At 66.5% G+C, this 26,810-nt stretch carries 23 protein-coding genes; 8 read left to right on the top strand and 15 right to left on the bottom strand.

Going from position 1 to position 26,810, the window contains the following annotated elements:
• Window positions 1–39: 39 nt before the first annotated feature.
• The gene (locus NED98_RS22140; protein ID WP_265314506.1) at window positions 40–435 is read left to right on the top strand and encodes a DoxX family protein; all 396 of its coding nucleotides are present in this window, start codon (window positions 40–42) and stop codon (window positions 433–435) included.
• On the opposite strand, the gene NED98_RS22135 is transcribed toward NED98_RS22140, so the two are convergent.
• Both NED98_RS22135 and NED98_RS22130 read right to left on the bottom strand, forming a co-directional pair.
• Entirely contained in the window at window positions 375–1,928 is a 1,554-nt protein-coding gene (locus NED98_RS22135; protein WP_265314504.1) for a DUF4403 family protein, read from the bottom strand. The two genes, NED98_RS22140 and NED98_RS22135, sit on opposite strands and share 61 nt — an antisense overlap.
• Window positions 1,929–2,016: 88 nt before the next feature.
• The gene (locus NED98_RS22130) at window positions 2,017–4,407 is read right to left on the bottom strand and encodes a TonB-dependent receptor plug domain-containing protein (protein WP_265314503.1); all 2,391 of its coding nucleotides are present in this window, start codon (window positions 4,405–4,407) and stop codon (window positions 2,017–2,019) included.
• 255 nt (window positions 4,408–4,662) lie between these two features.
• On the opposite strand from NED98_RS22130, the gene katG reads away from it, so the two are divergent.
• The 4 genes from katG (at window position 4,663) to NED98_RS22110 (ending at window position 8,641) form a co-directional block, all read left to right on the top strand.
• Entirely contained in the window at window positions 4,663–6,855 is a 2,193-nt protein-coding gene (gene katG / locus NED98_RS22125; RefSeq protein ID WP_179512194.1) for a catalase/peroxidase HPI, read from the top strand.
• A gap of 111 nt (window positions 6,856–6,966) precedes the next feature.
• Complete coding sequence (gene erpA, locus NED98_RS22120; protein ID WP_179513697.1) at window positions 6,967–7,293, top strand: iron-sulfur cluster insertion protein ErpA; 327 nt, start codon at window positions 6,967–6,969, stop codon at window positions 7,291–7,293.
• A 7-nt stretch (window positions 7,294–7,300) separates the two neighbouring features.
• Window positions 7,301–8,071, top strand: a complete 771-nt coding sequence (xth, locus tag NED98_RS22115) for an exodeoxyribonuclease III (RefSeq protein WP_179512193.1) — start codon at window positions 7,301–7,303, stop codon at window positions 8,069–8,071.
• A 336-nt stretch (window positions 8,072–8,407) separates the two neighbouring features.
• Window positions 8,408–8,641, top strand: coding sequence for a hypothetical protein (locus NED98_RS22110; RefSeq protein WP_265314502.1), 234 nt, complete (start codon window positions 8,408–8,410; stop codon window positions 8,639–8,641).
• A 58-nt stretch (window positions 8,642–8,699) separates the two neighbouring features.
• Here the strand turns inward: NED98_RS22110 and NED98_RS22105 are convergent, their stop codons facing one another.
• Window positions 8,700–9,887 carry an N-acetyltransferase gene (locus tag NED98_RS22105; protein ID WP_265314501.1) on the bottom strand — a complete coding sequence of 396 codons (1,188 nt, stop codon included), beginning with the start codon at window positions 9,885–9,887 and terminating at the stop codon, window positions 8,700–8,702.
• Window positions 9,888–9,963: 76 nt separating this feature from the next.
• Here NED98_RS22105 and NED98_RS22100 point away from each other — a divergent pair, with 76 nt between their 5' ends.
• Entirely contained in the window at window positions 9,964–11,040 is a 1,077-nt protein-coding gene (locus NED98_RS22100) for a fatty acid desaturase family protein (RefSeq protein WP_265314500.1), read from the top strand.
• A gap of 123 nt (window positions 11,041–11,163) precedes the next feature.
• Here the strand turns inward: NED98_RS22100 and lptG are convergent, their stop codons facing one another.
• From lptG to NED98_RS22040, 12 genes are all read right to left on the bottom strand, one after another.
• The gene (lptG, locus tag NED98_RS22095) at window positions 11,164–12,255 is read right to left on the bottom strand and encodes an LPS export ABC transporter permease LptG (RefSeq protein ID WP_179512191.1); all 1,092 of its coding nucleotides are present in this window, start codon (window positions 12,253–12,255) and stop codon (window positions 11,164–11,166) included.
• Entirely contained in the window at window positions 12,252–13,454 is a 1,203-nt protein-coding gene (gene lptF / locus NED98_RS22090) for an LPS export ABC transporter permease LptF (protein ID WP_265271550.1), read from the bottom strand. The genes lptG and lptF overlap by 4 nt, the downstream gene beginning before the upstream one ends.
• Window positions 13,455–13,867: 413 nt before the next feature.
• Window positions 13,868–15,784 (bottom strand): ATP-binding protein, encoded by a 1,917-nt coding sequence (locus NED98_RS22085; RefSeq protein ID WP_265314498.1) that lies wholly within the window; start codon window positions 15,782–15,784, stop codon window positions 13,868–13,870.
• A 180-nt stretch (window positions 15,785–15,964) separates the two neighbouring features.
• Window positions 15,965–17,224 (bottom strand): serine palmitoyltransferase, encoded by a 1,260-nt coding sequence (gene spt, locus NED98_RS22080; protein ID WP_265314497.1) that lies wholly within the window; start codon window positions 17,222–17,224, stop codon window positions 15,965–15,967.
• Window position 17,225: 1 nt separating this feature from the next.
• The gene (locus tag NED98_RS22075; RefSeq protein ID WP_179512188.1) at window positions 17,226–17,468 is read right to left on the bottom strand and encodes an acyl carrier protein; all 243 of its coding nucleotides are present in this window, start codon (window positions 17,466–17,468) and stop codon (window positions 17,226–17,228) included.
• Between the two features lie 128 nt (window positions 17,469–17,596).
• The gene (locus NED98_RS22070) at window positions 17,597–18,598 is read right to left on the bottom strand and encodes a type II secretion system F family protein (RefSeq protein WP_179512187.1); all 1,002 of its coding nucleotides are present in this window, start codon (window positions 18,596–18,598) and stop codon (window positions 17,597–17,599) included.
• 4 nt (window positions 18,599–18,602) lie between these two features.
• Window positions 18,603–19,577 carry a type II secretion system F family protein gene (locus NED98_RS22065; RefSeq protein ID WP_265271541.1) on the bottom strand — a complete coding sequence of 325 codons (975 nt, stop codon included), beginning with the start codon at window positions 19,575–19,577 and terminating at the stop codon, window positions 18,603–18,605.
• 57 nt (window positions 19,578–19,634) lie between these two features.
• Entirely contained in the window at window positions 19,635–20,930 is a 1,296-nt protein-coding gene (locus NED98_RS22060) for a CpaE/TadZ family protein (protein ID WP_265314495.1), read from the bottom strand.
• 1 nt (window position 20,931) lies between these two features.
• Window positions 20,932–21,567 carry a CpaD family pilus assembly protein gene (locus NED98_RS22055; protein ID WP_179512184.1) on the bottom strand — a complete coding sequence of 212 codons (636 nt, stop codon included), beginning with the start codon at window positions 21,565–21,567 and terminating at the stop codon, window positions 20,932–20,934.
• A gap of 23 nt (window positions 21,568–21,590) precedes the next feature.
• Window positions 21,591–23,210 (bottom strand): type II and III secretion system protein family protein, encoded by a 1,620-nt coding sequence (locus NED98_RS22050; RefSeq protein ID WP_265314494.1) that lies wholly within the window; start codon window positions 23,208–23,210, stop codon window positions 21,591–21,593.
• Between the two features lies 1 nt (window position 23,211).
• The gene (gene cpaB / locus NED98_RS22045; protein ID WP_179512182.1) at window positions 23,212–24,222 is read right to left on the bottom strand and encodes a Flp pilus assembly protein CpaB; all 1,011 of its coding nucleotides are present in this window, start codon (window positions 24,220–24,222) and stop codon (window positions 23,212–23,214) included.
• A 53-nt stretch (window positions 24,223–24,275) separates the two neighbouring features.
• A complete protein-coding gene (locus NED98_RS22040) occupies window positions 24,276–24,749 on the bottom strand; it encodes an A24 family peptidase (protein ID WP_265314492.1) in 474 nt (157 codons plus the stop codon).
• A gap of 49 nt (window positions 24,750–24,798) precedes the next feature.
• Here NED98_RS22040 and NED98_RS22035 point away from each other — a divergent pair, with 49 nt between their 5' ends.
• Window positions 24,799–25,731, top strand: a complete 933-nt coding sequence (locus tag NED98_RS22035; protein ID WP_265314490.1) for an alpha/beta fold hydrolase — start codon at window positions 24,799–24,801, stop codon at window positions 25,729–25,731.
• Complete coding sequence (locus NED98_RS22030; protein WP_265314489.1) at window positions 25,728–26,804, top strand: NAD(P)/FAD-dependent oxidoreductase; 1,077 nt, start codon at window positions 25,728–25,730, stop codon at window positions 26,802–26,804. Before NED98_RS22035 ends, NED98_RS22030 begins: the two co-directional genes overlap by 4 nt.
• Window positions 26,805–26,810 lie beyond the last annotated feature (6 nt).

The following is a 26,810-nucleotide window of genomic DNA, read 5'->3' as shown; positions in this document are numbered from 1 at the left end:
TCTATCTTCCAGGCCATATTTGCGAGGGAAGGACGGGGTATGACGCAGCTTCTGGCCGCTTGGCAGCCGCGGGTGTTGAGCGTGTTGAGGATCATGGCAGCGCTGCTGTTCATGGAACATGGGCTGATGAAGCTCTTCGCCTTCCCGCTCGCCCAGCCCGGCGTGCCGAGCCCGTTGCCGACGATCCTCGTCGTGGCGGCGGTGATCGAGGTGGTCGGCGGCGCGCTGCTTGCGCTCGGATTGTTCACCCGCATCGCGGCGTTCATCTGCTCGGGGCAGATGGCGGTGGCCTATTTCACCGCGCACATGCCCAACGGCTTCTGGCCAGGCGGCAACGGCGGCGATGCCGCCGTGCTGTTCTGCTTCATCTTCCTCTATCTGGTCTTCGCCGGGCCGGGCGTGTGGAGCGTCGACGCAGCGCGCGAGCGCGGCTGATAAGCGATGCTCGCGTCGCCGCGCGCCTGAACCGCCAGGAACAAGCCTGATCCGGTCGGGACGACGCGGCCATGCGTCACCTGTTTCATGTTCACACGGAGCATGAAATCGCCGAGCCGCTTTGCGGCGATCGCCTTGCGCGCGGAGCCGATCACCTTGTCGTAATCGCGCGCGAAATCCTGCGTCAGCGATTGGCGGATCGCTTCGACGACCTCGGGGGTCTTGAACAGGTCGATCAGCAGGTTGACCGCCTCTCGATCGGTCTCGGCGGCGATCCGCAGATCGTGGATCTCGACCTCTTCCGAATTGGCTTTATTGTCCGGCACCCCGGTCAGCCATACGCGGCCGCGCGTCTTCTCGATCACCCCGCTGCGCAATTTCGCCTCGACCGTGATCCCCACCGCCAGCCGGTTGTCGGTGGTGGCATAGATGGTGACATCGTCGAATTTGGCATCGACCGGGCCGGCGCGGGGGATCGTGATGCCGCGCGCGGCAAGCTTCTTCAGCGCGCGCGCCAGCACCGGTTCGAGCTGCGCATAATCCGCCACCACGGGGATCTGGAAAGTAAGGTGCGGCTGTTTCGATTGCCGCACCAGATCGGGCAGCGGGGTGGGGGTGGGATCGGCCGGGCGGTCGCCGACGAAGGTCTGGGTCAGCGCCTTGGCGATCGCGGTCAGCCGCAACTCGCGCCCCGTTACGCGATAGCCGGCATAGCCGATCTCGGTCGGGGTGATGCGCAGCCACACCGGCGGATTGTCTTCGTTGAGCTGGAGCACGGTGAAGCCCTCGCGCCACGCCGCGGCGGCCTGGCCGCGCGCATCGAGCGCGCGCAATTCCTTGGGCAGATCGCGCTCGAGCCCGGCGATCACCCCGGCAAGCTTTTGATCGGCCTTGTCGACGAAGGTGATGCGTTTGCCGAACAGCGTGACGCCCGGCGGGGTTGTCCAGTCGTATCGGATCGAAACCCTGGCGGTCGGCGTCCAATCGGGGTTTACCGACAACCGGACGTCGCCGTGGACCGACGCCGCGCCGGTCGCGGTTTCGCGGCGGATGATCCCGCCGACGTCCTCCGCGCTGATCGTCGCGTTGACCGGCAGGTTGATCCGCAATGTCTCGCCGCTGCCGCTCAGCGTGATCGGCCCGCGGCGCACCGTCCCGACGATGCGGCAGGCGAGATCGGGGGTGACCTTGATCCGCTCGCCGAACACCTTGACGCGCTGTGCCGACACGCAGCGCGGCTCTTCCCGGTCGATCGACCACAAGGTCTGCGGCACCGCGCGATTGAGCGCGCGTTCGAGATCGGCGAGCTGGGCGGTGATCGGCACCACGACGGTGGAGGCGGTTTCCGGCAAATGCACGGGGATTTCGAGCCGCGGCGGCGGGGGGACCGCGGGCTTGCGGTGGCAGCCGGCCAATGTGGTCGCAGCGGCAAGCGCGAGCCACGCCGCAAGTGCCGGCGAGCGGCGTCGATCGGATGTGCGAGGCGTCGCCATGAACACCTTGCCTATCGCGGGCGGCGCCGTCCGTCGATAGCGATGAACGACAATGGCCCGGCCGATATCGCGGCCGGGCCGGATCACGTCACCAGTTCAGGCCGACGCGGGCATAGATGTAACGCCCGTTGAAACCGAACGGCGAGAAGTAGGGGAAGCCTACCACACCGGTCGAGTTGTTTGCCGCGATCGTGCGATCGGGGTAGACGTCGAACAGATTGCTTACGCCGATGCCGATCTGTGCGCCCTTAGGCGCCTGATAACGCAGTTCGAAATCGGTGATCGCGTGGCGGCCGGTGTTGATGTCCGCCGCCGGCGTCGTGCCGGGCTGGTTGACGTTGCCGTAATAGGTCACGCGGGCGAGCGCGCCGATCTTGTCGAGCGACCAGTCGACCGTGCCGGTCAGCTTTTCGCCGGGGGTGCCCTGTTCGATCGTCAGGATGCGGCTGCGCGCGAACAGCGCGGTCGGCGGGATCAGCGCGCCCGCCACACCGGTGATGTGGCGCTCGACCTTGATCTTGTTGACGTTGCCGGCGAGCGTGAAGTCGAACGTGCCCGCGGTCGCGGTGTTGAGCCGGTAATGCGCCACCGCATCGATGCCCTGCGTTGTGGAACGCAGGCCGTTGATGAAGAAGCGCGCCGCCGACACGCTATAGGGCGCGAGCAAATTGCCCACCGTCGTGCCGGGCGCCCCGGAGATATTCTCCGACAGGCCGAGCTGGTCGCGGATCTTGATGTAATAGCCGTCGACCGTCAGCTCGAACCCGCCCGCGCGGATTACCGTGCCGGCGGAGAAGTTGGTCGACTTCTCCGGCTCGAGCGGCAACCCGCCCAGCGCCCGCGCGACGGGATCGGTGGAAGGATAGGTGCCCGTCAGGATCGGCGTGCCGTTGACCACCACCGACGCGACCTGGGTGAAATATTGCTGCTGGAGCGCCGGCGCGCGGAAACCGGTGGAGACCGAACCGCGCAGCGCGAACCATGGGGTGAAATCGTAGCGCGCCGAAACCTTGCCGTTGGCGGTCGAGCCGAAGTCCGAATAATCCTCGATGCGGCCGGCGACGCCGATCAGGAAGGCATCGGTCACCTGCGCTTCCAAGTCGACATAGCCGCTGATGTTGCGGCGGCTGCGGTCGATCACGTTGCGCGGGGCGAAGCCGCCGAAGCCCTGTGCGCCCGGCGTGCCTGAGGGATTGTTGGGATCGAAATAATCATAGGACGCGCGCTCGCCCGCGCCGATCGAGAACCATTCGCGTCGCCCTTCGACGCCGAAGGCGAGGTTGAGCGACTGAAACACGTCGAACTTGCGCAACACATCGGCCCCGGCGACGAATTGCTGATAGGTCAGCCGCCCGTCGTAGAAATTACGCGGCGAGGCGGTGCCGTAGGAATAATTGGCCGAATTGAGCGTGCGGAAATCGATCTGGTTGCGGCCGTAGCTGACGTTGAGATCGATCTTCCACTCGCCCAGATCGCCGCGCAGCCCGAGCGCGCTGTTGATATCCTTCGACCGGGTATTGATCAGCGGCAGGAACCCGTTGGGATAGAGCGTGCCAACCCCGTTCGCCGCCGCGGTCGTGGCGAGCCGCGGGAAGGCGGCGCTGCTCGATTCACGATGCTGATAGCCGGCCCAGCCGTAGAGCTGCCACGTATCGGTCAGCGCCACCGCGGCATTGGCGAACACCGTATATTGCTCGACCTCGGGATCGCCGAACCGCCCGGTGACGCGCGTCGGGGTGACGCGCGGATCGTAATCGGCGCGGTTGGTCGGCTCGCGCTTCATATATTCGCCGGAAATGGTCAGGAACCCGTCCTCGCCGAGCTTCAGCCCCTGCCAGGCCGATGCGGTGACGGCATGTTCGCCGTTGACGCTGCGGCTGCCGCGCGCGGTGTCGATGTGGGTGTTGTAGAAACCGTAATTGACGCTGGCGCCGCCGCCGCTGCTCGCCTCGCGCAGCCGCAGATTGACCACGCCGGCGATTGCATCCGAGCCATATTGCGCCGATGCGCCGTCGCGCAGCACCTCGATCCGGTCGAGCGCGACGGTCGGGATCGTGTTGAGATCGACCGCCGCCGCGCCGCGGCCGACCGAGCCGTTGGTATTGAGCAACGCGGCGGTGTGGCCGCGCACGCCGTTGATCAGCACGAGCGTCTGGTCGGGCGAGAGCCCGCGCAGCGTGGCGGGGCGGATCGCGTCGGTGCCGTCGGTCGCCGAGGGGCGCGGGAAATCGATCGACGGCGCGACCGAGGCGAGCGCGGTGGCGAGTTCGGTCGTCCCCTGGCGCTGGAGGCTGTTGGCCGACAGCACGTCGACCGGCGCGGCGCTGTCGAGCCGGGTGCGTCCCACGGCGCGGGTGCCGGTGACGATGATGTCGTCCTGCGCGGGCGGCGGCGCGCTCTCCTGCGCCTGCGCCGTCTGCGCGGCGGAAAGCGCGATGAGCGATACGGTGACGAACCTCGCGATACGCTGACTGTGCATGAAGGAATCCCTTTTTCGGTTGTAATTTATCTGGCGCGGCCGGTTGCGGCGGCCCGAAGTCTATGTGGGGCTTCGAAAATCCAGATTAAGGGCCGGGGCCTTCCGCAGCGCAGCAAGAATTTCTTGCAGGCCGATAAGGCGACTTCGCGGCGCTCTTTCGATCAGTCTCACGGAATTTAGCGATTGGACAGCGCCTCGCCGCCGCGCAATCATCGCTTCGCCTACCCCCGACGAGCTGAAGCTTAGGAGAGAGCCATGGACGCCGAATCGAAATGTCCGGTTACCGGTGCGAAATTGGATGGCGCCGCCGTTCTGTTTGAAATGACCAACCGGCTGTGGTGGCCGAACCAACTCGATCTTTCGGTGCTGCATCAGAATCCGCCGGCGGGCGATCCGATGGGGGCTGATTTCGATTATGCCGCCGAATTCAAGACGCTCGATCTCGCCGCAGTGAAGCGGGACATCTTCGCGCTGATGACCGAATCGCAAGCGTGGTGGCCGGCCGATTACGGCCATTACGGGCCGCTGTTCATCCGCATGGCGTGGCACAGCGCGGGTACCTATCGCATCGGCGACGGGCGCGGCGGCGGCGGGCACGGCACGCAGCGCTTCGCCCCGCTCAACAGCTGGCCGGACAATGCCAATCTCGACAAGGCGCGGATGCTGCTGTGGCCGGTGAAGCAGAAATACGGCCGCAAGCTGTCGTGGGGCGATCTGATGATCCTCGCGGGCAATTGCGCGCTCGAATCGATGGGGTTCAAGACCGCCGGGTTTGGCGGCGGCCGCGTCGACATCTGGGAGCCGGAGAACGACGTCCATTGGGGCCCGGAGCGCGAATGGCTCGGCGACGAGCGCTACAGCGGTGACCGCGATCTCGCGCATCCGTTGGCCGCGGTGCAGATGGGACTGATCTACGTCAATCCCGAAGGGCCGAACGGCAACCCCGATCCGGTCGCCGCGGCGCGCGATATCCGTGAGACCTTCGCGCGGATGGCGATGGACGATGAGGAGACGGTGGCGCTGATCGCGGGCGGCCACACGTTCGGCAAGACCCACGGCGCGGCCGATCCCTCGCAATATGTCGGGCCCGAGCCTGAAGGCGCGGGGATCGAGCAACAGGGGCTGGGCTGGGCCAACAGCTATGGCACCGGCAATGCCGACGACACGATCACCAGCGGGCTGGAGGTGATCTGGACCGACGCGCCGACCACCTGGGACAATGGCTTCTTCAAGAGCCTGTTCGAGAACGAATGGGAGCTGACCAAGAGCCCGGCGGGCGCGCATCAATGGGTGGCGAAGGGCGTCGGCGAGATCGTTCCCGATGCGCATGATCCGTCGAAAAAGCATCGGCCGACGATGCTGACGACCGATCTCTCGCTGCGGTTCGACCCGGCCTATGAGAAAATCTCGCGGCGCTTCTACGAACACCCCGATGTCTTCGCCAAGGCATTCGCCGAGGCGTGGTACAAGCTGACTCACCGCGACATGGGGCCGCATGAGCTGCTGCTCGGCGCCGAGGTGCCGGCCGAGCCGCGGATTTGGCAGGATCCGGTCCCGGCGGTCGATCATCCGCTGATCGACGACGCCGACGCCGAGGCGCTCAAGGCGAAGGTCCTCGCTTCGGGGCTGTCGATCTCGCGGCTGGTCAAGACCGCCTGGGCCTCGGCCTCGACCTTCCGCGGGTCGGACAAGCGCGGCGGCGCGAATGGCGCGCGCATCCGGCTTGCGCCGCAGAAGGACTGGGCGGTCAATGAGCCGGCCGAGCTGGCCGATACCTTGGCCAAGCTCGAGGCGATCCAGCGCGACTTCAACGCGGGCGCGGGCGGCAAGAAGGTGTCGCTCGCCGATCTGATCGTGCTCGGCGGCAATGCCGCGGTCGAGGCGGCGGCGAAGAAGGGCGGGCATGACGTGAAACTGCCGTTCGCGCCCGGGCGTACCGACGCCAGCCCCGAACAGACCGATGCGCATTCCTTCGGGCCGCTCGAGCCGCGGACCGACGGTTTCCGCAATTATGCCGGCGAGCGCAGTTCACGGTCGCCCGAGGAATTGCTGATCGATCGCGCCAATCTGCTGACGCTGTCGGCGCCGGAGATGACCGCGCTGATCGGGGGGCTGCGTGTGCTGGGGGCCAATTTCGGCGGCTCCGAGCTGGGCGTGTTCACCGATCGACCCGAGACGCTGAGCAACGACTTCTTCCGCAACCTGCTCGAAACCAGCACGAGCATGAAATGGCAGGCGGGCGAGGGCGGCACCTTCACCGCGCACGATCGCCAGACCGGCGCGCAGAAATATGTCGCGACGCGGGTCGATCTGATCTTCGGATCGAACTCGCAGCTTCGCGCGCTGGCGGAGGTTTATGCGACCGACGATGCGGAGGGTGCGTTCGTCGATGCCTTTGCCAAGGTGTGGACCAAGGTGATGAACCTCGACCGGTTCGATCTGCGGTAATAACCCGTGTCCCCGCCTCCGCGGGGACACATCCTTGCTGTCGGTGTGCAGATGAGCGCAGCGCTTGCCGACCCGGCCCGCGCGCCCTATTTCCAGCCTATGGCCAGCGTTATATCCGAAATCGCGCTCACTCCCTCCGCCGCGGCGCGTGTCGCGGCGATCGCGGGGAAACAGGGCAAGCCCGCGATCCTGCGGCTCTCGGTCGAGGGTGGGGGCTGTTCGGGCTTCCAATATCGCTTCGGCCTCGCCGATGCGGTCGAGCCCGGCGACATCACGGTCGAGACCGACGGGGTGACGCTGGCGGTCGACGACATCAGCATCGATCTCGTGCGCGGCGCGTCGGTCGATTATGTCGAATCGCTCGGCGGCGCGGCATTCAAGGTGGACAATCCCAATGCCGCGTCGGGCTGCGGCTGCGGCACCAGTTTCTCGGTCTGATCGCCGCGTGAAGATCGTCAGCTATAATGTGAACGGGATCAAGGCGCGCCTGCCGCGCCTGCTCGAATATCTCACCGAGCAGCAACCCGATATCGTTTGCCTTCAGGAGCTCAAATCGAGCGACGAGACCTTCCCCGAGGCCGATATCCGCGCCGCCGGCTATGGCGCGGTGTGGCACGGGCAGAAGGGGTTCAACGGCGTTGCCGTCCTCGCGCGCGGCGCGGATCCGGTCGAGCGCCAACGCGGGCTCGACGGCGAGGTCGAGGACGATCACAGTCGCTATCTCGAATGCGATGTCGACGGATTGGTGGTCGCCTCGATCTACCTCCCCAACGGCAATCCGCAGCCGGGGCCGAAATTCGATTACAAGCTGCGCTGGATGGAACGGCTCGCGCAGCGCGCTCGCGCGCTGCTGGCGGCGGAAGTGCCCGCAGTGCTCGCCGGCGATTATAACGTCATCCCCAACGATGACGACGTCTATTCAGTGCAGGCGATGGCCGATGACGCGCTGATGCAGCCGGGCAGCCGCGCGGCGTATCGCGCGCTGGTGGCACAGGGCTGGACCGACGCGCTGCGCACCCGCCACCCGCAGGGCCGGGTGTGGACCTTCTGGGACTATCAGGCCGGCGCGTGGCAGCGCGACGCCGGGTTCCGCATCGATCACCTGCTGCTCAGCCCGGCGGTTGCCGACCGGCTGGTCGAGGCGGGGGTCGATCGCGACTATCGCGGCCGCGAAAAGGCCAGCGACCACGCGCCGACCTGGGCGCAGATTCGGTAATCCACTTCCTGGTGTCCCCAGCGAAGGCGGGAGCCCAGTCTGGGTCCCCGCCTTGGGTTCCCATCAAAGTAATACTTTGATGGGGCCCTTCGCGGGGACACAGAGAAGCTTCCCAGCACCAAAATGTAGTCGCCCTCCGCGCGGCGCGATGGAGGAGTGGCGCGGCGAATGGCGAAATCCGCCGCAAACTCGCATCCTTCGCCAACAAGTAGCGAAAACAGAACGTTTTCGAAACTAAGATTTATTATAAATCAAGGACTTAACTGTTTGGCACGACTAATGCACTTCGATGATCGCAGCAGAACGATGCTGCCGGATTTTTCGGAGGAAGATGTCATGAAAGCCCAGTTTCTGATCGCCGCCACCGCCGCCGCCATCATTGCAGCCCCGGCTGCGGCGCGCACCGTCGCGCCTGCCCCGATCGCGCCGGCGCCCGTTTCGACCGCGACGCCGTCGCCGAACCAGCGGGTGTGCCTCGTCGACGAAATCACCGGTTCGCGCGTGCCGGTGCGGATGTGCCACACCCGCGCCGAATGGGCCAAATTGGGTATCGATCCGTTCGCCAAGTGAGAAGGCGGGCGGGGCGACCCGCGGCTTCTTTCCCTCGGCCGCGGGTCGCATCCCGTTTTTACAGGGTCTTGGCGTAAACCTGATAGACCTTGTTGATCTTGCTATCGATTGCGTCGGCGATCGAGCGCATCCCCTGATTGTCGTCGAGCACCCAGCCGATCTCCGCGCGGCTCGCGCCATAGCGCGCCACCGAGGGACGGCGGATATATTCGATCATCATGAAGGCGAGCTGGCTCGCGAGCCGCGTCGACTGGAATTCCTTGAGCACCCCCATCAAAGGCACGCGCATCGTGCGCGCCTTGGGGTGGCGCAGCCACAGCAGCAATTTGGCCCAGCCGAACGGAAGCAGATTGCCGTTGAGCGGCTTGATCGCTTCGTTGAGGTCGGGGAGCGTGATCATGAACGCCACCGGCCGCCCGTCGACCTCGGCGATGCGGATCAGATCGTTGAATACGATCGGCTTCAATTTGACGCCGATGTCCTTGATCTCGGGCTCGGTGAGCGGGATGAAGCCCCAATTGTCCGACCAGGCATCGTTGAGGATGCCGAGGATGATTTCGGCTTCCTCCATGAATTTCGACTTGTCGACCTCGCGAATGCGGATCCGCGGGTTCTTCTCGCCCGAGGCGACGATGCGATTGACGATCGGCGGAAAACCGTCGCTGATCGGCAGGTCATAGGTGTAAAGCGTCTTGACCGGCAGATAGCCCGCGCGTTCCACCCAGCCGCGATATTCGGGCTTGGCATGGCCCATCATCACCGTCGGGGGGTGGTCATACCCCTCGATCAGCAGCCCAGGCTCCTCCCACACCGATTGCGAAACCGGGCCGATCGCGCGCGTCATCCCCTGCTCGCGCAACCAGCCCTCGGCAGCGGTGATCAGCGCTGTGAATTGTTCCTCATTCTCCGCATCCATCAGCCCCCAGAAGCCGGTGCCGGGGCCGAAGCCGCGCTCGGCGGGCATTTCAAGCGCGAGCGTATCGATATGCGCAGAGATCCGCCCGACCACGCGACCATCCTGCTCGCCGAGGAAAAGCTGAGCCTTTGCATGGCTGTACCAACCATTCTTCTCGGGGGTGATCAGCCCCAGCGCTTCGCCCTTGAGCGGCGGCACCCAGTTCGGATCGTCGCGATAGAGGCGGAAGGGCAGGTCGACGAAGATCTTGCGATCGCGCTTCGTCAGAACGGGGCGAATGGTGAGCGGTGATGCCATGACGGTGATGCAATAATCGGCTTGCCCGATCATGGCGAGTGGCCTTTCCGTCATCGAGGCGCTGTAAAGGCCACCGTCTCGCCACTATCTTCCGGCAATGGACCACGCCATGACGACCATCACCCTCGACCGCGCCGGCGCCGCGCCGGCCGATCGCACGCCGATCGCGGACGATCGCGCGATGCTGAAGGCCGCTGCCGATCTGACGCGCGACATCAACGCGCCGCGGCCGGGGGTCTATTGGGGCGATTTCCTCGGTTCGGTCGCGGTCGGCTATGCCGCGCTGGTCGCGGCGATCGTCGTGCAATCCACCGCGCTGACGGTCGTGGCGGGGGTGGTTGCGGTGCTGGCGCTGTATCGCGCGCTGAGCTTCATCCACGAGCTGACGCATGTGCGTCATGCGTCGCTGCCCGGCTTCCGCTTCGCCTATAATCTGTTCATCGGCGTGCCGATGCTGGTGCCGTCGTTCATGTACGAAGGCGTGCATAACCTGCATCACGCGCGCACGCGCTACGGCACCGTCGACGATCCCGAATATCTGCCGCTCGCGCTGATGAAGCCGTGGACGCTGCCGGTGTTCATCATCGTCGCCGCGCTGGCGCCGGTGGCATTGATCTTCCGCTACGGCGTGCTCACGCCGCTGTCGCTGGTCAGCCCCGCGCTGCGCCGCGCGGTGGTCGAGCGCTACTCGGCGCTGACGATCAACCCCTCCTTTCGCCGGCGGATGCCCGAGGGCGAGTTCCGCGCGCAGTGGAACCGGATCGAGACCGCCTGCGCCTTGTGGGCGATCGCGCTGGTCGCGCTGGCGGCGACGGGCGTGCTGTCGCTGCGTGCGCTCGGCATCATGCTGGCGGTTGCGTCGGGCGTCGCGGTGCTCAATCAGGTTCGCACGCTCGTCGCGCACCTGTGGGAGAATGAGGGCGAGGCGATGACGGTGACCGCGCAATATCTCGATTCGGTCAATGTCCCGCCGCCGGCGCTGCTGCCGGCTTTGTGGGCGCCGGTCGGGCTGCGTTATCACGCGCTGCATCACCTGCTGCCGGGGCTGCCCTATCATTCGCTCGGCGAGGCGCATCGCCGGCTGATCGAGGTGCTCGAACCGGCGTCGACCTATCACAACGCCAATTATCGTAGCCTGGGCTATCTGGTCGGCAAGATCGCGCGGAGCACGATGCTGCCGCGGTAAGGCGTTACGAGCTTATCCTCACCGTTCGCCCTGAGCTTGTCGAAGGGCTGCACTTCTTCGGCAGAAAGGGCAGGGCTTCGACAGGCTCAGCCCGAACGAGGACAGGGAATCTCGATGTAACTGCTATTCCTCGGTGCGCAGCAGCACCGTTTCGCCGATGAACAGGAACAGCAGGAACGGCGCCCAGGCTGCGAGGAACGGCGGGTAGGCGCCGAGATTGCCCATCGCCAGCGCGAAATTGTCCGCGACGAAATAGGCGAAGCCCAACGCCATGCCGATCACCGCGCGGACGAACAACTTCCCCGATCGCGCGATCCCGAACGCCGCCACCGCGCCGAGCAACGGCATCAGCACCGACGACATCGGGCCGGACAATTTGTGCCACAGCGCGCCTTCCAGCGCCTTGGTCGGGCGCCCCGCCGCGGCGAGATCGTCGATCGCGGCCTTGAGCGCGCCGAACGACAATTCGTCGGCGTCGACCGAGGCGAGGGTGAATTGATCGGGTGTCACGCCGCGCGCCGTCACCGTCTCGCCGATATCGGCCATCTTGCCGGCCGCGACGTCGAAGCGCCGCGCGGGCCAGATCGTCCAGCCGTTCCCGCTGTAGCGGCCGTGCTGGGCGAAGATGACCGCGTGGAGATCGCCACCCTGGCGGTCATAGACCGTAATCCCGCCGAGTTGCGCCGCGCTGCCGCGGCCCTTGATCTGCTCGACCTCGATCAGATCGGGGCCGGAGCGCACCCACACATTGGTCCGGTCGCCGCGATCGACCGGCATCGGGCCGTAATCGACCTTCTGCCATCGGTTGAGCGTCGCGGTGGCGCGCGGCACGATGCGGTCGTTGAACGCGAAGCTCAGCGCGGCCACCCCGATGCTCGCGACGATCAGCGGCGCGAGCACCTGATGCGCCGACAGCCCCGACGCCTTGAGCGCGATCACCTCGCTGTTCTGGTTCATCGTGATCAGCGTCAGGATCGTCCCGAGCAGCACCGAAAAGGGCAGGAAGCGCGCGATGATCTGCGGCGCGCGCAGCGAAACGTAATGCCACACCTGCGCGTCGCTGTTCCCGGGCACCGCGAGAATCTTGCCCGATTCGCCGAGCAGATCGAGCGCCTGGAGCACCAGCACGAGCCCGGCGAGGATGCCGAACGTGCGGATCAGGAACATCCGCCCCATGTACAGCGACACGGTGCGCGAGGGGAAGAACGAGGTCATGCCGCGGCCTCTGTCCGGTGGCGGCGACGGCCGGGCAGATAGCGGACCACCGCCTTCCACGCCTTGCCCGCCACGCGTTCGAGCGCGCCGATCGGCTGCCCGCCGGGAACATAAGCGATCGTGCGATACATCCACAGCACCAGCCCGGCGAACATCAGGAACGGCACCCACAAGGCGATCAACGGATCGATCCCGCCAAGCTGCGCGACCGAGGCGGCATATTGGTTCACCTTGTGATAGGTGACGATCATCACGATCGACAGGAATACGCCGAGCGCGGAGGTCGAGCGTTTCGGCGGCACCCCCAATGCCACCGCGAGCAGCGGCAGCAGGAACATCGAGACGATCTCCGCCATGCGGAAATGGAATTCGGCGCGGCTCGCGTCGCGCTCGTGGAGCGTCTGCGCGCTGCGCCCCGATTTGACCAGCTCGGGCAGGGTCGCTTCGAGGCTGAGCCCGCTGCGGACGCGGAACTGCTCGAATTTGGGCAGGTTGATCGGCAGATCGTGGCTGTTGAAGCTCAGCACGCGCGGCACGCTGAAATCGCTGCGATTGTGGACCAACGTGCCGTTGCTGAGCCGCAGGATGATCACATCGGGATCGTCGGTGGCGAGGAAGCGGCCATGCTGCGCGGTCACCCCGATCCAGTCGCCTTTGGGGGTCTGCGCGTGGACGAAGATGCCCGAAAGCTGGCGTCCGTCGTCGCGGCTCTGCTCGATCCTCAGTGTCATGCGGTCGCCGAGCTTGGTGAATTCGCCGACCTTGATCGATGCGCCGAGCGCGCCGGTGCGCAGCTCGAAGCGGAGCTGCTCATAGGCGTAGCGCGCCTTGGGCTGGACATAGCCGACGATCGCCAGATTGAGCAGCGCCAGCGCGGTGGCATACATATAGGGGACGCGGAGCAACCGGCCGTAGCTCATCCCCACGCCGCGCATCACATCGAGCTCGGACGAGGTGGCGAGGCGGCGGAAGGCGAGCAGGATGCCGAGCATCAGCCCGATCGGGATGCCGAGCCCGAGATATTCGGGCAGCAGATTGGCGAGCATCCGCCACACCACCGAAACCGGCCCGCCCTCGGTCGCGACGAAGTCGAACAGCCGCAGCATGCGATCGAGCACCAGCAACATCGCCGCCAGGATCAGCGTGGAGAACAGCGGCAGCGCGATCAGCCGGGCCATGTAGCGGTCGATCGATTTCATGGGCGGGGAACGGACACTCGGCGCTGCGAAAGATAGCGGGGTATAGGCGCGCGCGCGGCGGGCGTCAGCCGGAAATATCGGGTGGGTGCGCGATCGTGGCAAAAATGGCGCTAGGGTGGGTTTAAATTCGGCGGTTTCGAGAGGCGTGATCCGCCGCGCCGTTCCTGCGCCGGCGTCCATTGTGTCCGGTCTTCCGGGCGGATTCAGATAGATGTTCCTGCCTTCCCCACCGTCACCGCGGCCTTGAGCCGGGGTCCTTCGGGAGGCAAGCGCGGAGCAAGAGGTTCTGGCCGTGGAGCGTGCGGCACGATGGACCCCCGCTCAAGGCCGGGGTGACGGTCCGTGGTTTGGCAAAGTTCACGAAGTTCACACGAGGAGAATCGTGCCAAGGTATATAATATACCGAATTAATCCTATTCCGCAGCCACCTGATCCTCCCCGACCGGGCCGACGCCGCTGAGCGTCGTCGCGATCGCGCGTTCCAGCGCGGCGAGCGTGAAAGGTTTGCGCAACACCTGACGCCCGCGAAACGCCTCATGCTCCATCATCTCGCCCGCGAAGCCGGTGACGAACAGCACGGGCAGATGGGCATATTGCGGATCGAGCGCGGCAATCATCTCCGGCCCGGTACGCTCGGGCATCAGCACGTCCGACAGGATCAGCCCGATCGACTTATGCGTCGCAAGCAGCGCGGGGGCGGCGAGCGGGTCGTCGCACGGGATCGGCCGGTGCCCCAACTCGCGCAGCGCGCGGACGGTCGCGCCGAGCACGCGTGGATCGTCCTCCACCACCAATATGTCGACCGACGCGATATCGGCGCCAACGGGCGCGGCGGGCGCAGACGGCGAGGCGCTCGGGCCGTCCTCGGCGGAGACGACGCGCGGAAGGAACAGCGTGATCGTCGTGCCCTGGCCCGGGATGCTGTCGAGCGCGACCGCGCCGCCCTGCTGCCGGACGAAGGCGAAGATCTGGCTGAGCCCGAGCCCGGTGCCCTTGCCGACCGGCTTGGTGGTGAAGAACGGCTCGAACACCCGCTCCGCCACCTCCGCGGTCATCCCGCAGCCGGTGTCGGCCACCGCGATCGTCAGATAGTCGCCGGCCGGGCATTCGCGCGCACCCGCCGCGAGCGTGGTGGCGCCCGCGGTGATCGTCAGCGTCCCGCGTCCGTCCATCGCGTCGCGGGCGTTGACCGCAAGGTTGACGAGGCTGTTCTCGAGCTGGACGCGATCCGCGCGGAGCCGCCACCCCCGGCTCTCGTCGCGGATCACCACCGAGATGCGGTCGCCCAGGGTGCGATCGAGCAGATCGGACATGCCGGTGAGCAACTCGCCGACGCGCATCACCTCGGGGTTGATCCCGCCTTCGCGGGTGAAGCTGAGCAACTGGCGGGTCAGCGCCGCGGCGCGCTTCGCGCCTTCCATCGCACTATCGAGCTGCCGCGCAATCGCCGCGCGCGTCGCATCGCCGTTGACGCCGCGCTGCGCCAGCTCGAGTCCGCCCATAACAACCGCGAGCATATTGTTGAAATCGTGGGCGATGCCCCCGGTGAGCTGGCCGACCGCCTCCATCTTCTGCACCTGGCGCAGCCGCGCCTCCTGATCGCGCAGCTCGTCGGTCGCGACCGTGACCGCGGCGGCAAATTCGTCGGCGCGCTTGCGCTCGGCATCGGCCTCGGCGAGCGCGATGCCGCGCTCGGTCAGCGCGCGGACGGTGAGCATGCCCAGGGCGATCGCGCCGATCAGGATCAGGATGCCGAACGAGGAGAGTATCCCCGCGAGCCGCGTCGAGCGATCGATCGCCGCGCGCGTTTCGGCGGTGCGCCGATCGAGCAGATCGCGCTCGATCCCCGATATCTCCTCGAGGATCGTGTCGATCCCGATCAGCGCCGGTGCCTTGCGCGCGGCATAATAGAGCGACAGCGCCTGATCGTTCTTATGATAATTGGTGCTGAGCGCGATCAGCGACAATTGCTTGCCGCGCTCCTGGTAATCGGCGCGCAGCCGCGCGATCCGCGACGCCTGGCTGTCGCTGTCGCGGGTCAGATCGGCGAGCCGTTCGATCTGCTTCCCGGCGAGTTGCCAGTCGTCATAATAACGCTGCCCGAGCCGCTTATCGCCCGAGATGACGAAGCGGCCGAGCGTCGCCTCGGATCGGGCGATCGTCCCCGTCAGCGTGCGCGCGAGGATCATCACGTCATAGCTGTGCGATTGCAGCTGGATCGCGCGGTCGCGCTGGCGGTTGGCCTCGCCCAGCGTCAGGATCAGCCCGACGAGCACGGCAACGCCCAGCAGCCCCATTACAGCCAGCGCAATGGCGCGCAGCCTGGACACAGCCCCTTCCGGAATCGCTTCCCAGACGTTCCCGTTCACGGCGATCTCCCTACCAGAGCAGGCGATTCAGGGGAAGGATATGCGATCATACATATCCGTTCGCCCGGAGCCAGTCGAAGGGCAGGGCTCCGACTGGTTCAGCACGAACGGGACAGGGCATCCCGCTCTACCGCAAACCGGTCAGCCGATCGCCCCGGTCGCGCGGCCGGCGGCTTCGAACATCGCGATCACCTGCGCGATCTGCTCGCTGGTGTGCTCGGCGCAGACCGAGCAGCGCAGCAGGAAGGTGCCGGCCGGGGTCGCCGGCGGCCGCGCGACGTTGACGTAAAGCCCGGCCTCGAGCAGCGCGTGCCACATCGCCACCGCCTGCGTCTGATCTTCGAGCAGCACCGCGACCACCGCCGATTGCGGCTCATCGGTCGGCAGGCGGAAGCCGAGGCGCTTCAAGCCGCCGTGCAATTGGCGAGTGTTTTCCCACAGATGCGCGCGCTTGTTGTGCGCGTGCATCAGCTTGCGGATCGACGTGGCGGCGCTCGCCACCACCGCCGGCGGCAGGCTGGCGGTGAAGATATAGGGGCGGCAGACGAAGCGCAGGATCTCGAACTTCGGGTGGTTCGAGACGCAGAAGCCGCCGACCGTGCCGACCGATTTGGAGAAGGTGCCGATCACGAAATCGACCTGATCCTCCAGCCCCTGATCCTCGTAGACGCCACGCCCGTTGGGGCCGAAGAAGCCCATCGAATGCGCCTCGTCGACCAGCACCATCGCGCCGTGCTTCTTGGCGACTGCGACCATCTCCTTGAGCGGGGCGACGTCGCCGAGCATCGAATAGACGCCTTCGAGCACGACGAGCTTGCCCGGCTCCTTGGGCAGCCGGCCGAGGCGCTTGTCGAGATCCTCGACCGAATTGTGGCGGAAGCGCACGATCTCGGCATTGCCCATCGCGCAGCCGTCGTAGATCGAGGCGTGGCTGTCGGCATCGAGGATGACATATTCGCCCTTGCCGGCGATCGCCGAGATCACGCCGAGATTGGCCTGATAGCCGGTCGAGAAAACGATCGCGCCGGTGGTGCCGTAGAATTCGCGCAGCGCCTGTTCGACTTCCATATGGTCGTGGAAGGTGCCGTTGAGCGCGCGGCTGCCGTTGGTGCCGGTGCCGAATTTGTCGAACGCCTCCTTGCCCGCGGCGATCACGTCGGGATCGAACGTCATCCCCATGTAATTATAGGTGCCGAGCAGGATCGTTTCCTTGCCCTTGATCACCGCGACGGTGGGGGATTTCACCTCCTCCATCACGATCCCGAACGGATCGCGTACCCCGCTGGACAGCAACGCCTCGCGCTCGGCAATCAAGGGCGCGAATTTGTCGAACAGGTCGCGTTCGGCCGGCACCGCGGCGGCGGCGGCGGGAAGGTCGGATTGGACGCCGTCGTCGCTCATATCACGCCTTCAGCTTGGCGACGGCATCGACCAACTGGCCGACCGTCTCGATTTCCGCCTGCATGTTCATCGTGATGATGATGTCGAACTCATCCTCGATCGCGGCGACGAAATCCATCACGGTCAGGCTGTCCCATTCGAGATCGCCCTGGAAGGTGGTGGCTTCGGTGACGGTGACGCCCTTCTTGTTGAAGGGTTCGATCTGCGCCTTGACGGCGGTGAGGATGGTATCGCGGTCGCTCATATATCCCGGCCCTTAGAGAGTCGGGGGTAGATTTGCCAAGCGATTGCGGCCGAAGCTTGGCCCAATCGGGACTAGCAATCCCGTTCGCCCTAAGCTTGTCGGAGAGCGAACGCAGAAATCCCGCCCGATCAATGCCCGCCGTTGATGAACGAGTCCTTGATCGAGCACGCCGCCGGGCCGAGGATGACGACGAACAACACCGGCAGGATGAACAGGATCAGCGGCACCGTCATGATCGCGGGGAGCCGCGCGGCCTTTTCCTCGGCGCGCATCATCCGCGCGTTGCGGAACTCGGCCGACAGCACGCGCAGCGCGGAGGCCAAGGGGGTGCCGTATTTCTCGGTCTGGATCATCGTCGTGACGATCCCCTTGATGTCGTCGAGCGCGATGCGCGTCGCGAAATTCTCGAACGCCTGCCGCCGGTCGGTGAGGAAGCCCAATTCGATCGCGGTGAGCGCGAATTCGTCGCCGAGCTCGGGATAGGCTTTGCCGAGCTCCTTCGCGACGCGATGGAAGGCGGCGTCGACCGTGAGCCCCGCCTCGGCGCAGATCACCAGCAGGTCGAGCGCATCGGGCAAGCCCTTGCGGATCGCCTGCGAGCGCTTGGTGATCTTGTTCTTGAGGAAGATGTCGGGCGCTTTGTAGCTGACGATGAACGTGATCGCGACCAGCCCGTAACGTTTGAGCGGGGTCCAGTCGGCGAAACTATCGGTGCCGTAGACGAGGAACACCATCAGCCCGCCGATGAAGATCGGCAGCATCAGCCGGCCGAAGATCACGCCGACCGCCCATTCCTTCGATCGGATGCCGGCCTGGAGCAGCTTGAGCTGGGCTTCCTTAAGCTGGCTGTCCTGCAGCACCTTGAGCGAGGAGAGAAACGCGCGCATGCGATCCGCGCCGTCGCTTTGGCGGACCAATTTGGCGCGGCGTTTGCCGCTGGGGGCGATGATCCCCGCCTTCAGCTGCTCGCGCCGCTCGTTGAGCGCCTTGACCCGCCGGGCCATCGGATCGCGCACGCTGAGCGCGGCATAGATCGCCACCAGCACCGCGAGCGAGGCGATGCCCGACAGGATCGTCGCCACCAGATAGACGTCGACTCCAAGCAGCGTCGGGTTGTGGACCGTTTCCATCGCGTCAGATCTCGAAATTGATCATCTTGGCCATGATGAAGCCGCCGATCGCCATCCACACCAGCCCGCCGCCGCCCGCGACCATCAGCCGGGGATCGCTGAAGAAGTTCTGCATATAGGATCCGTTGATCGACCAGATCAGCGCGAAGACGATGAACGGCAGCGAGCCGATGATATAGGCCGACGCCTTTGATTCCGACGACATCGCCTTGATCTTGAGCTTCATCTGGCCGCGCTGGCGCAGCACGGTGGCGAGATTCTGCAGCGTTTCCGCGAGGTTGCCGCCGGTTTCGCGCTGGATCGCGATAGTGATGCAGAAAAATTGGAATTCGGGCGTGCCGATCCGCTCCGCGGTTTCCTGCAGCGCGACGTCCATCGAGCGGCCGATCTTCATCTTGTCGGAAACGATGCGGAATTCCTCGCCGACCGGATCGGGCACCTCGGATGCCACCACCGCCATCGTCTCGGTGATCGGCAGGCCCGAGCGAAGGCCGCGGACGAGAAGCTCGATCGCGTCGGGGAATTTGGCGTTGAACTGGGCGATGCGGCGCTTGATGAGAAAACCGACGACGAGATGCGGAAGACCCGCGCCGATCGCCAGCCCGGTCAGCAGCGCGAGCAGCGTCGGCAGTCCCTTCACCATCAGCGTGAGCGCGATGAACAATGTGATGCCCAGCGTCGCCAGGCCATATTGGCCGACCGTCCAGCTCTTGCCGGTGCGCACCAACCGCTTCTTGAGCTCGGCCGGCCGCGGCAGAAAGCGCATCGCGGCCTCGTCGGCCTTGCTGGTGTTCTTGCCGGTGATGCGGCGCATCTGCGCCTCCACCGCCATCGCGGGCGAGGTGGAGTGGCGCTCGCGCAGCGCGACCAGCCGGCGGCTGCTGGCACGCGCCGCCGACGGGCCGGCGAACGCGAACAGGAGCATCCCGATCACGGTCATCGTGCCCAGCGCCAGCATGACAATCGGCATCAACGGCATCGTGGCTTCATCCAATCGTTCGATGCGATCGAGCGCCGCGTGGGGCGCGACTCACGATCAACCCGCCTTCGCCCCGCCCGGTTTCTTAGGCAGAAAAGACTTAAGATCGGTGAACTTGCCGATCAGCGACGCGCCCTTGACCTTCGCGCTCGCGGCCTTGCCCTCGGGGGCGGTGCCGCTGGCGTCGCCGGCGGCGCAAAGCTGCGCGGCGAGATCGGCGAAGGGTGCGATGGTCTTCGATCCCTTGCCCGTCTCGGCGAGCGGCTTGCCCAGTTTCGCGGCCTGCGCGGCGAGCTTCTGATCGAACGGGATGATGAAATCGATCTTGCGCTCGATCGAACTCTCGAAATCCTTGCGCGAGATCTCGAGCTGCTGCCCCGGGTGGACGCGATTGGCGACGACAAGCGATTTGAGGTGCGGCGCGTTCGACCGCAGCCACGAGAGAATACGGATCGTGTCGCGCGCGGCGGCGAGCGTCAGTTCGGTCACGATCACCGCGGCCTGCATGTCGCTGACGAGATGCGGGTGCGCGACCAGCATGTTGCGCGGCAGATCGACCACCGTGCATTCGAACGCGGCGCGCATTTCCTCCTGCAATTGGTAGAAAGCCGCGCCATCGGTGACGACCGGGGTGTTGATCGGCGCCTCTGCCGACAGCACCGAGAGCCGCTCGGACGCGCGGACCATCGCGCGTTCGATGAACAGCCCGTCGATGCGCGCCGGATTCTCGATCGCGTCGGTGAGGCCGCGACCCGGCTCGAGATCGAGCGCGAGCGCGCCGGTGCCGAAATGCACGTCGAGGTCGAGCATCGCGGTCGAGCGCTTTTCCTTCTCGCTCATCAGCCAGGCGAGCGAGGTGGCGACGGTCGAGGCGCCGGCCCCGCCGCGCGTGCCGATCACCGCCACCGCATAATGCGGCCGCTCGGTCACGCCGTCGTTCGCCTTCGGGGCGTTGAGCACTGCCTGGGCGTGCGCGAACGAATCGCGCAGCACGTCGGCCGACAGGGGCTTGAGCAGATAGTCCTGCAGCCCGCTGGCGAGCAGATCGCGATAGAGCCGCACGTCGTTGATCTGGCCCGCGGCGATCACGATCGTTCCCGGTTCACACACTTCGGCGAGCGAGTTGATGTCGCTCAGCGGATCGCCGGATTCGGCGAGATCGACGAACAGGATGTGCGGGCTCGCCGCGACCGACAAGGATTGCACCGCGTTGCGCAGCCCGCCCTTGTTCACCTTTTCCGGCAGCCATCCCATCTCGAGCGCGATCGGGCGGATCGCCTCCGCGGTCGTCTCGTCGCAGACGAAGGCGACGAACGGTTCGCGAAGCGCGGCTGGTTTCCACGGCGCGTTCATCTTACTTGCTCCCCGCCTTTTCGGCCTTGATCGTCGTGCCGCCGTTGCCGGTCGGCGTGGCCTTGCGATATTCGGTGATCGCGCGCGTGCCGGTGGCCGCGTCATAGACCTGCGTGCCCGGCTCGCCGCGCACCAGATCGAGCGGGTTGGCGACCATCGCCGCGAGGTTCGAATTGATCGCGCACCCCTGATTGGACGAGGTGTTGCTTTCGAATTCGGGCTGGCGCGTGCGCGAGAAATCGGGGCAGCCCGGCACCTGCGCGCGCGCGCGGCTGACGACGACGCGCAGCGTGCCCGGGGTGATCGGTGCGCCGGTGGTGGGGGCCTGGTCGGAGACGAGCAGCCCGAAGCGCGCCGCCTCGCGCGCCACCGCCTCGCGTGCCGGCTTGCCGCTGCCGCCCGGATCGTCGATCGCGACGCTGTCGCCGTAACCGAGCCGCAGCGAGGCCATCCAGCCGGCGAGCCGCTGTTCCTCGCCCGGCGCAAGCCCGGTGCCGGCGGTGCCGACATCGAAACTATAATCGGTCCGGCTGACGACGGGTTGATGGACCGATTCCAGCCCGCGGTTCTTGGTGCCGCTGCACCCGCCGACCAACAGGGCAGGGAGGGTGGCGAGAAGCAGGGTGCGCTTGAACATGTTCACGTCCTCGTGCTGGCGCATCAATTGTTGGAGAAGCCGGGGGCCGGGGCGGGGGGCGCCTTGGCGTCCTTTGGCTTCGTCGCGGGCGCGCGGGGTTCAGGCGCGGGGGCCGGGGCGACCGGCGCGGTCGCGCCGAGCGCCGGCTGCGCGGGCGGACCCGCCTCCATCGCCGGCTTGGGCCGCGACCCGCCGTTGGTGCCGCCGCCCAGCTGGCCGAACAGCACGCGATCGAGATCGGTCGGCGCCTTATAGCCGTCGGTCGGCAGAACGATGTCGTTGGCGTTAACCGGCTTCACCAGATACGGCGTGATCACGATCACCAGCTCGGTTTCGTTGCGCTGGAAACCGTTGGAGCGGAATAGCGCGCCGAGCACCGGCAGGTCGCCGATGCCCGGCGTCTTGTCGATCGAATTGTTGTGGCTGTTCTGCAGCAGCCCGGCGATCATGAAGCTCTGGCCCGAGCCGAGCTCCACCGTCGTCTCCGCGCGGCGGGTGGTGATCGCGGGGATCGACGTGCCCTGGAAAGTCACCGCGCCGTCGGACGACAATTGCGACACTTCGGGCCGGACACGCAGGCTGATCCGCCCGTCGGCGAGCACCGTCGGGGTATAGGCCAGGCTGACGCCATATTGCTTATATTCGATCGACACCGCGCCCAGCCCCTGCGCGATCGGGATCGGGATCTCGCCGCCGGCGAGGAAGGTGCCGGTCTCGCCCGACAGAGCGGTCAAATTCGGGTTGGCGAGACTGGTCACCTGCCCGATCCGTTCGCCGAGATCGAGCGCCTGAAGCACATCGAGGCCGAGCAGCTTGCCCGCGAATCCCAGGGTCGTACGGTCGCTGCCCTGCTTGAAGGTGGTTTGCGTGCCGGTGATGAACTGTTTGGTGGCCGGATTGAACGGCAGCGACAGCGTCCCCGTCGGCAGGCCGTAGAGCGCCGATGCGTCGGCCATCGGCAGGCCGGTGGTGTTATTGTTGGAAATGGTGCCGAAATTCGGACGACCGGACGCGATGCCGAAGTTGAAGCCGGACGTCATATCGCGCGTCATGATGTTCGAGCCGATGTTCTTGACGAAGCTGCGGCTCACCTCGGCGAAGCGCACCTGCAGGTTGACCTGCAGCGGGGTCGCGGTGCGCAACCGGCTGACCACCTTGGTCCCTTCGCCGACGAAAGCGGTGACGAGCCGTTCGGCTTCGGCGCCGTCGTCGGGCTGCGCGACCGTGCCGGTGAGCAGCACGACCCCGTTCATCGTCGTCGCGGTGATCGCCGCCTCGGGCATCGCGAGCTTGAGCATCTGCCCGAGCGAATCGAAATTGTTGCCGACGCGGACCGTGGCCGCATAGACTACCTGTCCGCCGCGCGAGGTCGCCGAAACGGTCGTCTCGCCCGGCTTCTTGCCGAAGATATAGAGCTGGGTCGGCGAGCGGACCTGGACGTCGGCGATGTCCGAATTGGCGACGAACAAGTCGGTCATCGGCCGCGCCAGCGTGATCAACCGGCCGCGGCTGGTGGCGAGCTGCACCACCGCGGTGCCGGTCATGCCGGGCTGGGCCGGGGCGGCGGCCGGCGTCGCGGCGACCGCGACGGCGGTCAGCGCGACCGCGATCGGCAGGCCGATCGGCTTCGAACGAATACGCATGTCAGTTCTTCCCCCCCACCGGAACGGCGGTCACAGCAGTACCCCGGGCAACACGGACGATCGGGCCGATCGGCGGCGCGGCACCGGCGGCGCCCCCCGCCGCGCTGTTATCCTGCGCCTTGCCCGGCACGGTGCTGCGCTGGAACCGCGAGACGTCGGCGCCGACCGAATAGGTCGAATCACCCGTCTGCGGCAGGCTGGCGAATTGCGTCATCAACGCCTTTTCGGCCTTGGGATCGCCATTGGTCGGCAGCTTCACCGCGCCCGAAGCGATCGCGCGATCGAATTCCCCCTGATTGTCGGCGATCGAACGCAGCGAGAGCGACAGCGTGCCGAGCGTCTGCGCCACCGCAATCTCCTCCGCGATCTTGGGAGTTGCCTCGATCGTGACGGTGGAGAAGGTGTGAACGATCGTATTGCCCTTTTCGTCCTTCTCGTCCGAGGTGCGCTGATCGGTGGCGAGCACGCGCAGGTTGCGCATGATCGTCTCGGACGCCTTGAGCGGCGGGCCTTCGCCGCCGCCGGCGACCGACTGGGTCAGCAGCAGATCGACGCGGTCGCCGGGAAAGATAAAGCCGGCGACCGACGATTGCGTCGAAACCGGCACCGTCACCGCGCGCATCCCCGGGCCGAGCGCGGCGGCGAGGAAGCCGCGGTCACCCGGCTTGACCAGCGCGCCTTGCGTGATCGGCTGTCCGGCGGTCATCGCGGTGCGCACCACCGTGCCGACGACATTCTTCATGTCGAAGCCGGCGCCCTCCTGGAAATAGGCACCCTCGACCAGCTCCTTCGGCCACGGCTGAAACTTCACCGACGCCGGATCGATAATCGTTCCGACCGGCAGCGCACGCGTCGCGACCAGCACCTTGGGGCCCTCCGCCGGGGGCGCGACGGCGGCCACCGCCTGCGCTTGCGGCGCGGCGTTTCCTGCGATCAGGGTTCGCGCGAAGAATGCCGTAACAGCCGCGACGAACAGCGCCCCGACCAGCAATACGACCTTGCGAGTATCCATGACAAAACGTGCCTTTCAAGCGTCCGCCCGGCCGGATTTCGCGCCGGCTATGATTACGCAAACTGGTTAAGAAGGGGTTCGCGAAGCGCGGCGAGGCCGGCTATCGCGATCGCAACACCGTAGGGAATCTCCAGAGTCCGCTGGCTTTTCCGAAAATGGTGGTCGGCCAGCATCACCAGCGTCAGCACCCCGCCGGCCAGCGACATGAGCATGAGCATCTGCAGCACCGCGATCGGCTGCAGCCACAAGGCGAGCGCGCCTATCAGCTTGACGTCGCCGCCGCCCATCTGCCCGAAGTGAAACGCGACGCAGAATAATGCGAACACCGCCAGCGCCACGCCGATGCGCAGCGCGACGCCGGGCCACAGCGGCAGCCCGATCGCCAGCCACCACAAGGGCGCGAGCAACGCGATCGCGGCATTCTTCCAATTAGCGATCTCACGCGTGCGCACGTCCTCGATTCCCGCCGACAACAGCAGAAGCAGAAGCGCCACAGGCAGCGCGCCGGAAAGAAGAACCCACCCCATTGATGCAACTGACTAGACGGAATGGCTTTCCAAACCGTAACCATCCCCGATGACCATCGCAGCGCCCCTCCGCCGCGCGATTCCGGCCGGCGCGACGATCACCCAATGGTCGGCGCCCGACGGCTGGACGATCCGCCGTTTCGACTGGCCGGCGGAAGGCACCCCGCGCGGCGCGATCCTGTTTCAGGGCGGGCGCGGCGACGTGTTCGAGAAATATTTCGAAGCCTTCGGGCATTGGCACGCCGCGGGGTGGACGATCGCGTCGTTCGACTGGCGCGGGCAGGGCGGATCGGGGCGGCTGTCGCCCGATCCGCATGTCGGCCATGTGGACGATTTCGCACCGTGGATCGCCGATATCGCGGCTTTTTGGCACGCCTGGGATGCGCCCGGCCCGCGAGTCGTGATGGGGCATTCGATGGGGGGCTATCTCGTGCTCCGTGCGCTGCTCGATCGCGCGGTGACCCCGGCGGCGGCGGTGCTTGTCGCGCCGATGCTCGGGCTGTGCGCGCCGGTCGGGCCGTGGCTCGGCGCGACGGTCGCCCGGCTGATGACCCACATCGGCAACCCCGCGCGCGCGGCGTGGAAGGGCCATGAGCGTCCCGGCGCGCGACTCGAACGCCGCGCGCTGCTGACGCATGACGCGTCGCGCTACGACGACGAGCAATATTGGTATCGCGAAAAGCCCGAGATCCAGCTCGGCCCGCCGAGCTGGGCGTGGCTCGCGCACGCCTTCGCCGGGACGCGCGCGCTCCAGGCGGACCGGCGGATCGAATCGCTCGCGGTGCCGATCATGCTGCTGGTGGCGGAGGCCGATGCGCTGGTCGATCCGGCGGCGGCGCTGCGCGTCGCCGATCGGCTGCCCGATGCGACGGTCGTCCGCTTCGGCGCGGAGGCCGCGCATGAATTGTTGCGCGAGGCGGATCCGGTGCGCGATCGCGCGCTTGCGGCGATCGACCAATTCCTCGAAACGCGCGCGCGATGACCTACGATATCGCGATCGTCGGCGCGGGCATTGCCGGCGCCACCCTTGCTGCCGCGATCGGCGACCGCGCCCGCGTGGTGATGCTCGAGGCGGAGGATATCGCGGGTTATCACGCCACCGGGCGCTCGGCGGCTTTCTGGTCCGAAACCTATGGCGGGCCGGGCGTCCAGCCGCTCACCACTTTATCGGGGCCGGCGCTGCAGGCGGGCGGGTTCCTCGATCCGCTTGGGTCGCTGCATATCGGGCAGGCGGAGGATGCGGCGCGCGCCGAGGCGTTTCTCGCCGCGTTCGAGGAATCCGGGGTGACGCTCGAACGCGTCGACCCCGCGGCCTATATTCCCGGGCTGCGCCCCGGCTGGACGATCGGAATATGGGAGCCGAGCTGCACCTATATCGACGTCGCCGCGCTCCACGCCGATGCACTGGCGCGCGCGCGCAAGGCGGGGGCGGAGCTCGCATTGCGCAGCGCGGTGACCAGCGCGGCGCGCGTCGACGGCCGCTGGCGGATCGAGACCGACTCGGGCCGCTATGAGGCGACGGTGCTGGTCAACGCCGCCGGGGCGTGGGTCGATCTGGTGGCGCGGCAGGCGGGGGCGGCGCCGATCGGCATCCAGCCCTATCGCCGGACGCTGGCGCAACTGCGCGTCGATCCGCCGGTGGCGGCGGGGGTCCCGCATGTCGTCCATCTCGGCGGCGCTTTCTATTTCAAGCCCGAAGCGGGCGGGCGGTTGTGGCTTTCGCCGCACGACGAGACCCCGGTCGCGCCGGGCGATGTCCAGCCCGAGGAACTCGACGTCGCGATCGCGATCGACCGGATGGAGCAGGCGGTCGACTGGCGGGTGATGCAGGTCGAGCGCAAATGGGCCGGGCTGCGCAGCTTCACGCCGGATCGGTTGCCGGTCTACGGCTTCGCGCCCGATAGGCCGGGGTTCTTCTGGTTCGCGGGGCAGGGCGGGTTCGGCATCCAGACCGCGCCTGCCGCCGCGGCGATCGGCGCGGCGCTGCTGCTGGGCGAGGCACCGCCGTCGGGGATCGACATCGCGATATATCTGCCCGATCGGTTTGCCGAATAAGGGAAG

This window comes from Sphingomonas lycopersici (assembly GCF_026130605.1).
In the GTDB taxonomy this organism is placed as follows: Bacteria; Pseudomonadota; Alphaproteobacteria; order Sphingomonadales; family Sphingomonadaceae; genus Sphingomonas; species Sphingomonas lycopersici.
Note: the sequence above shows the minus strand (reverse complement) of the source record. Positions and strands in the feature narration are given on the sequence as shown.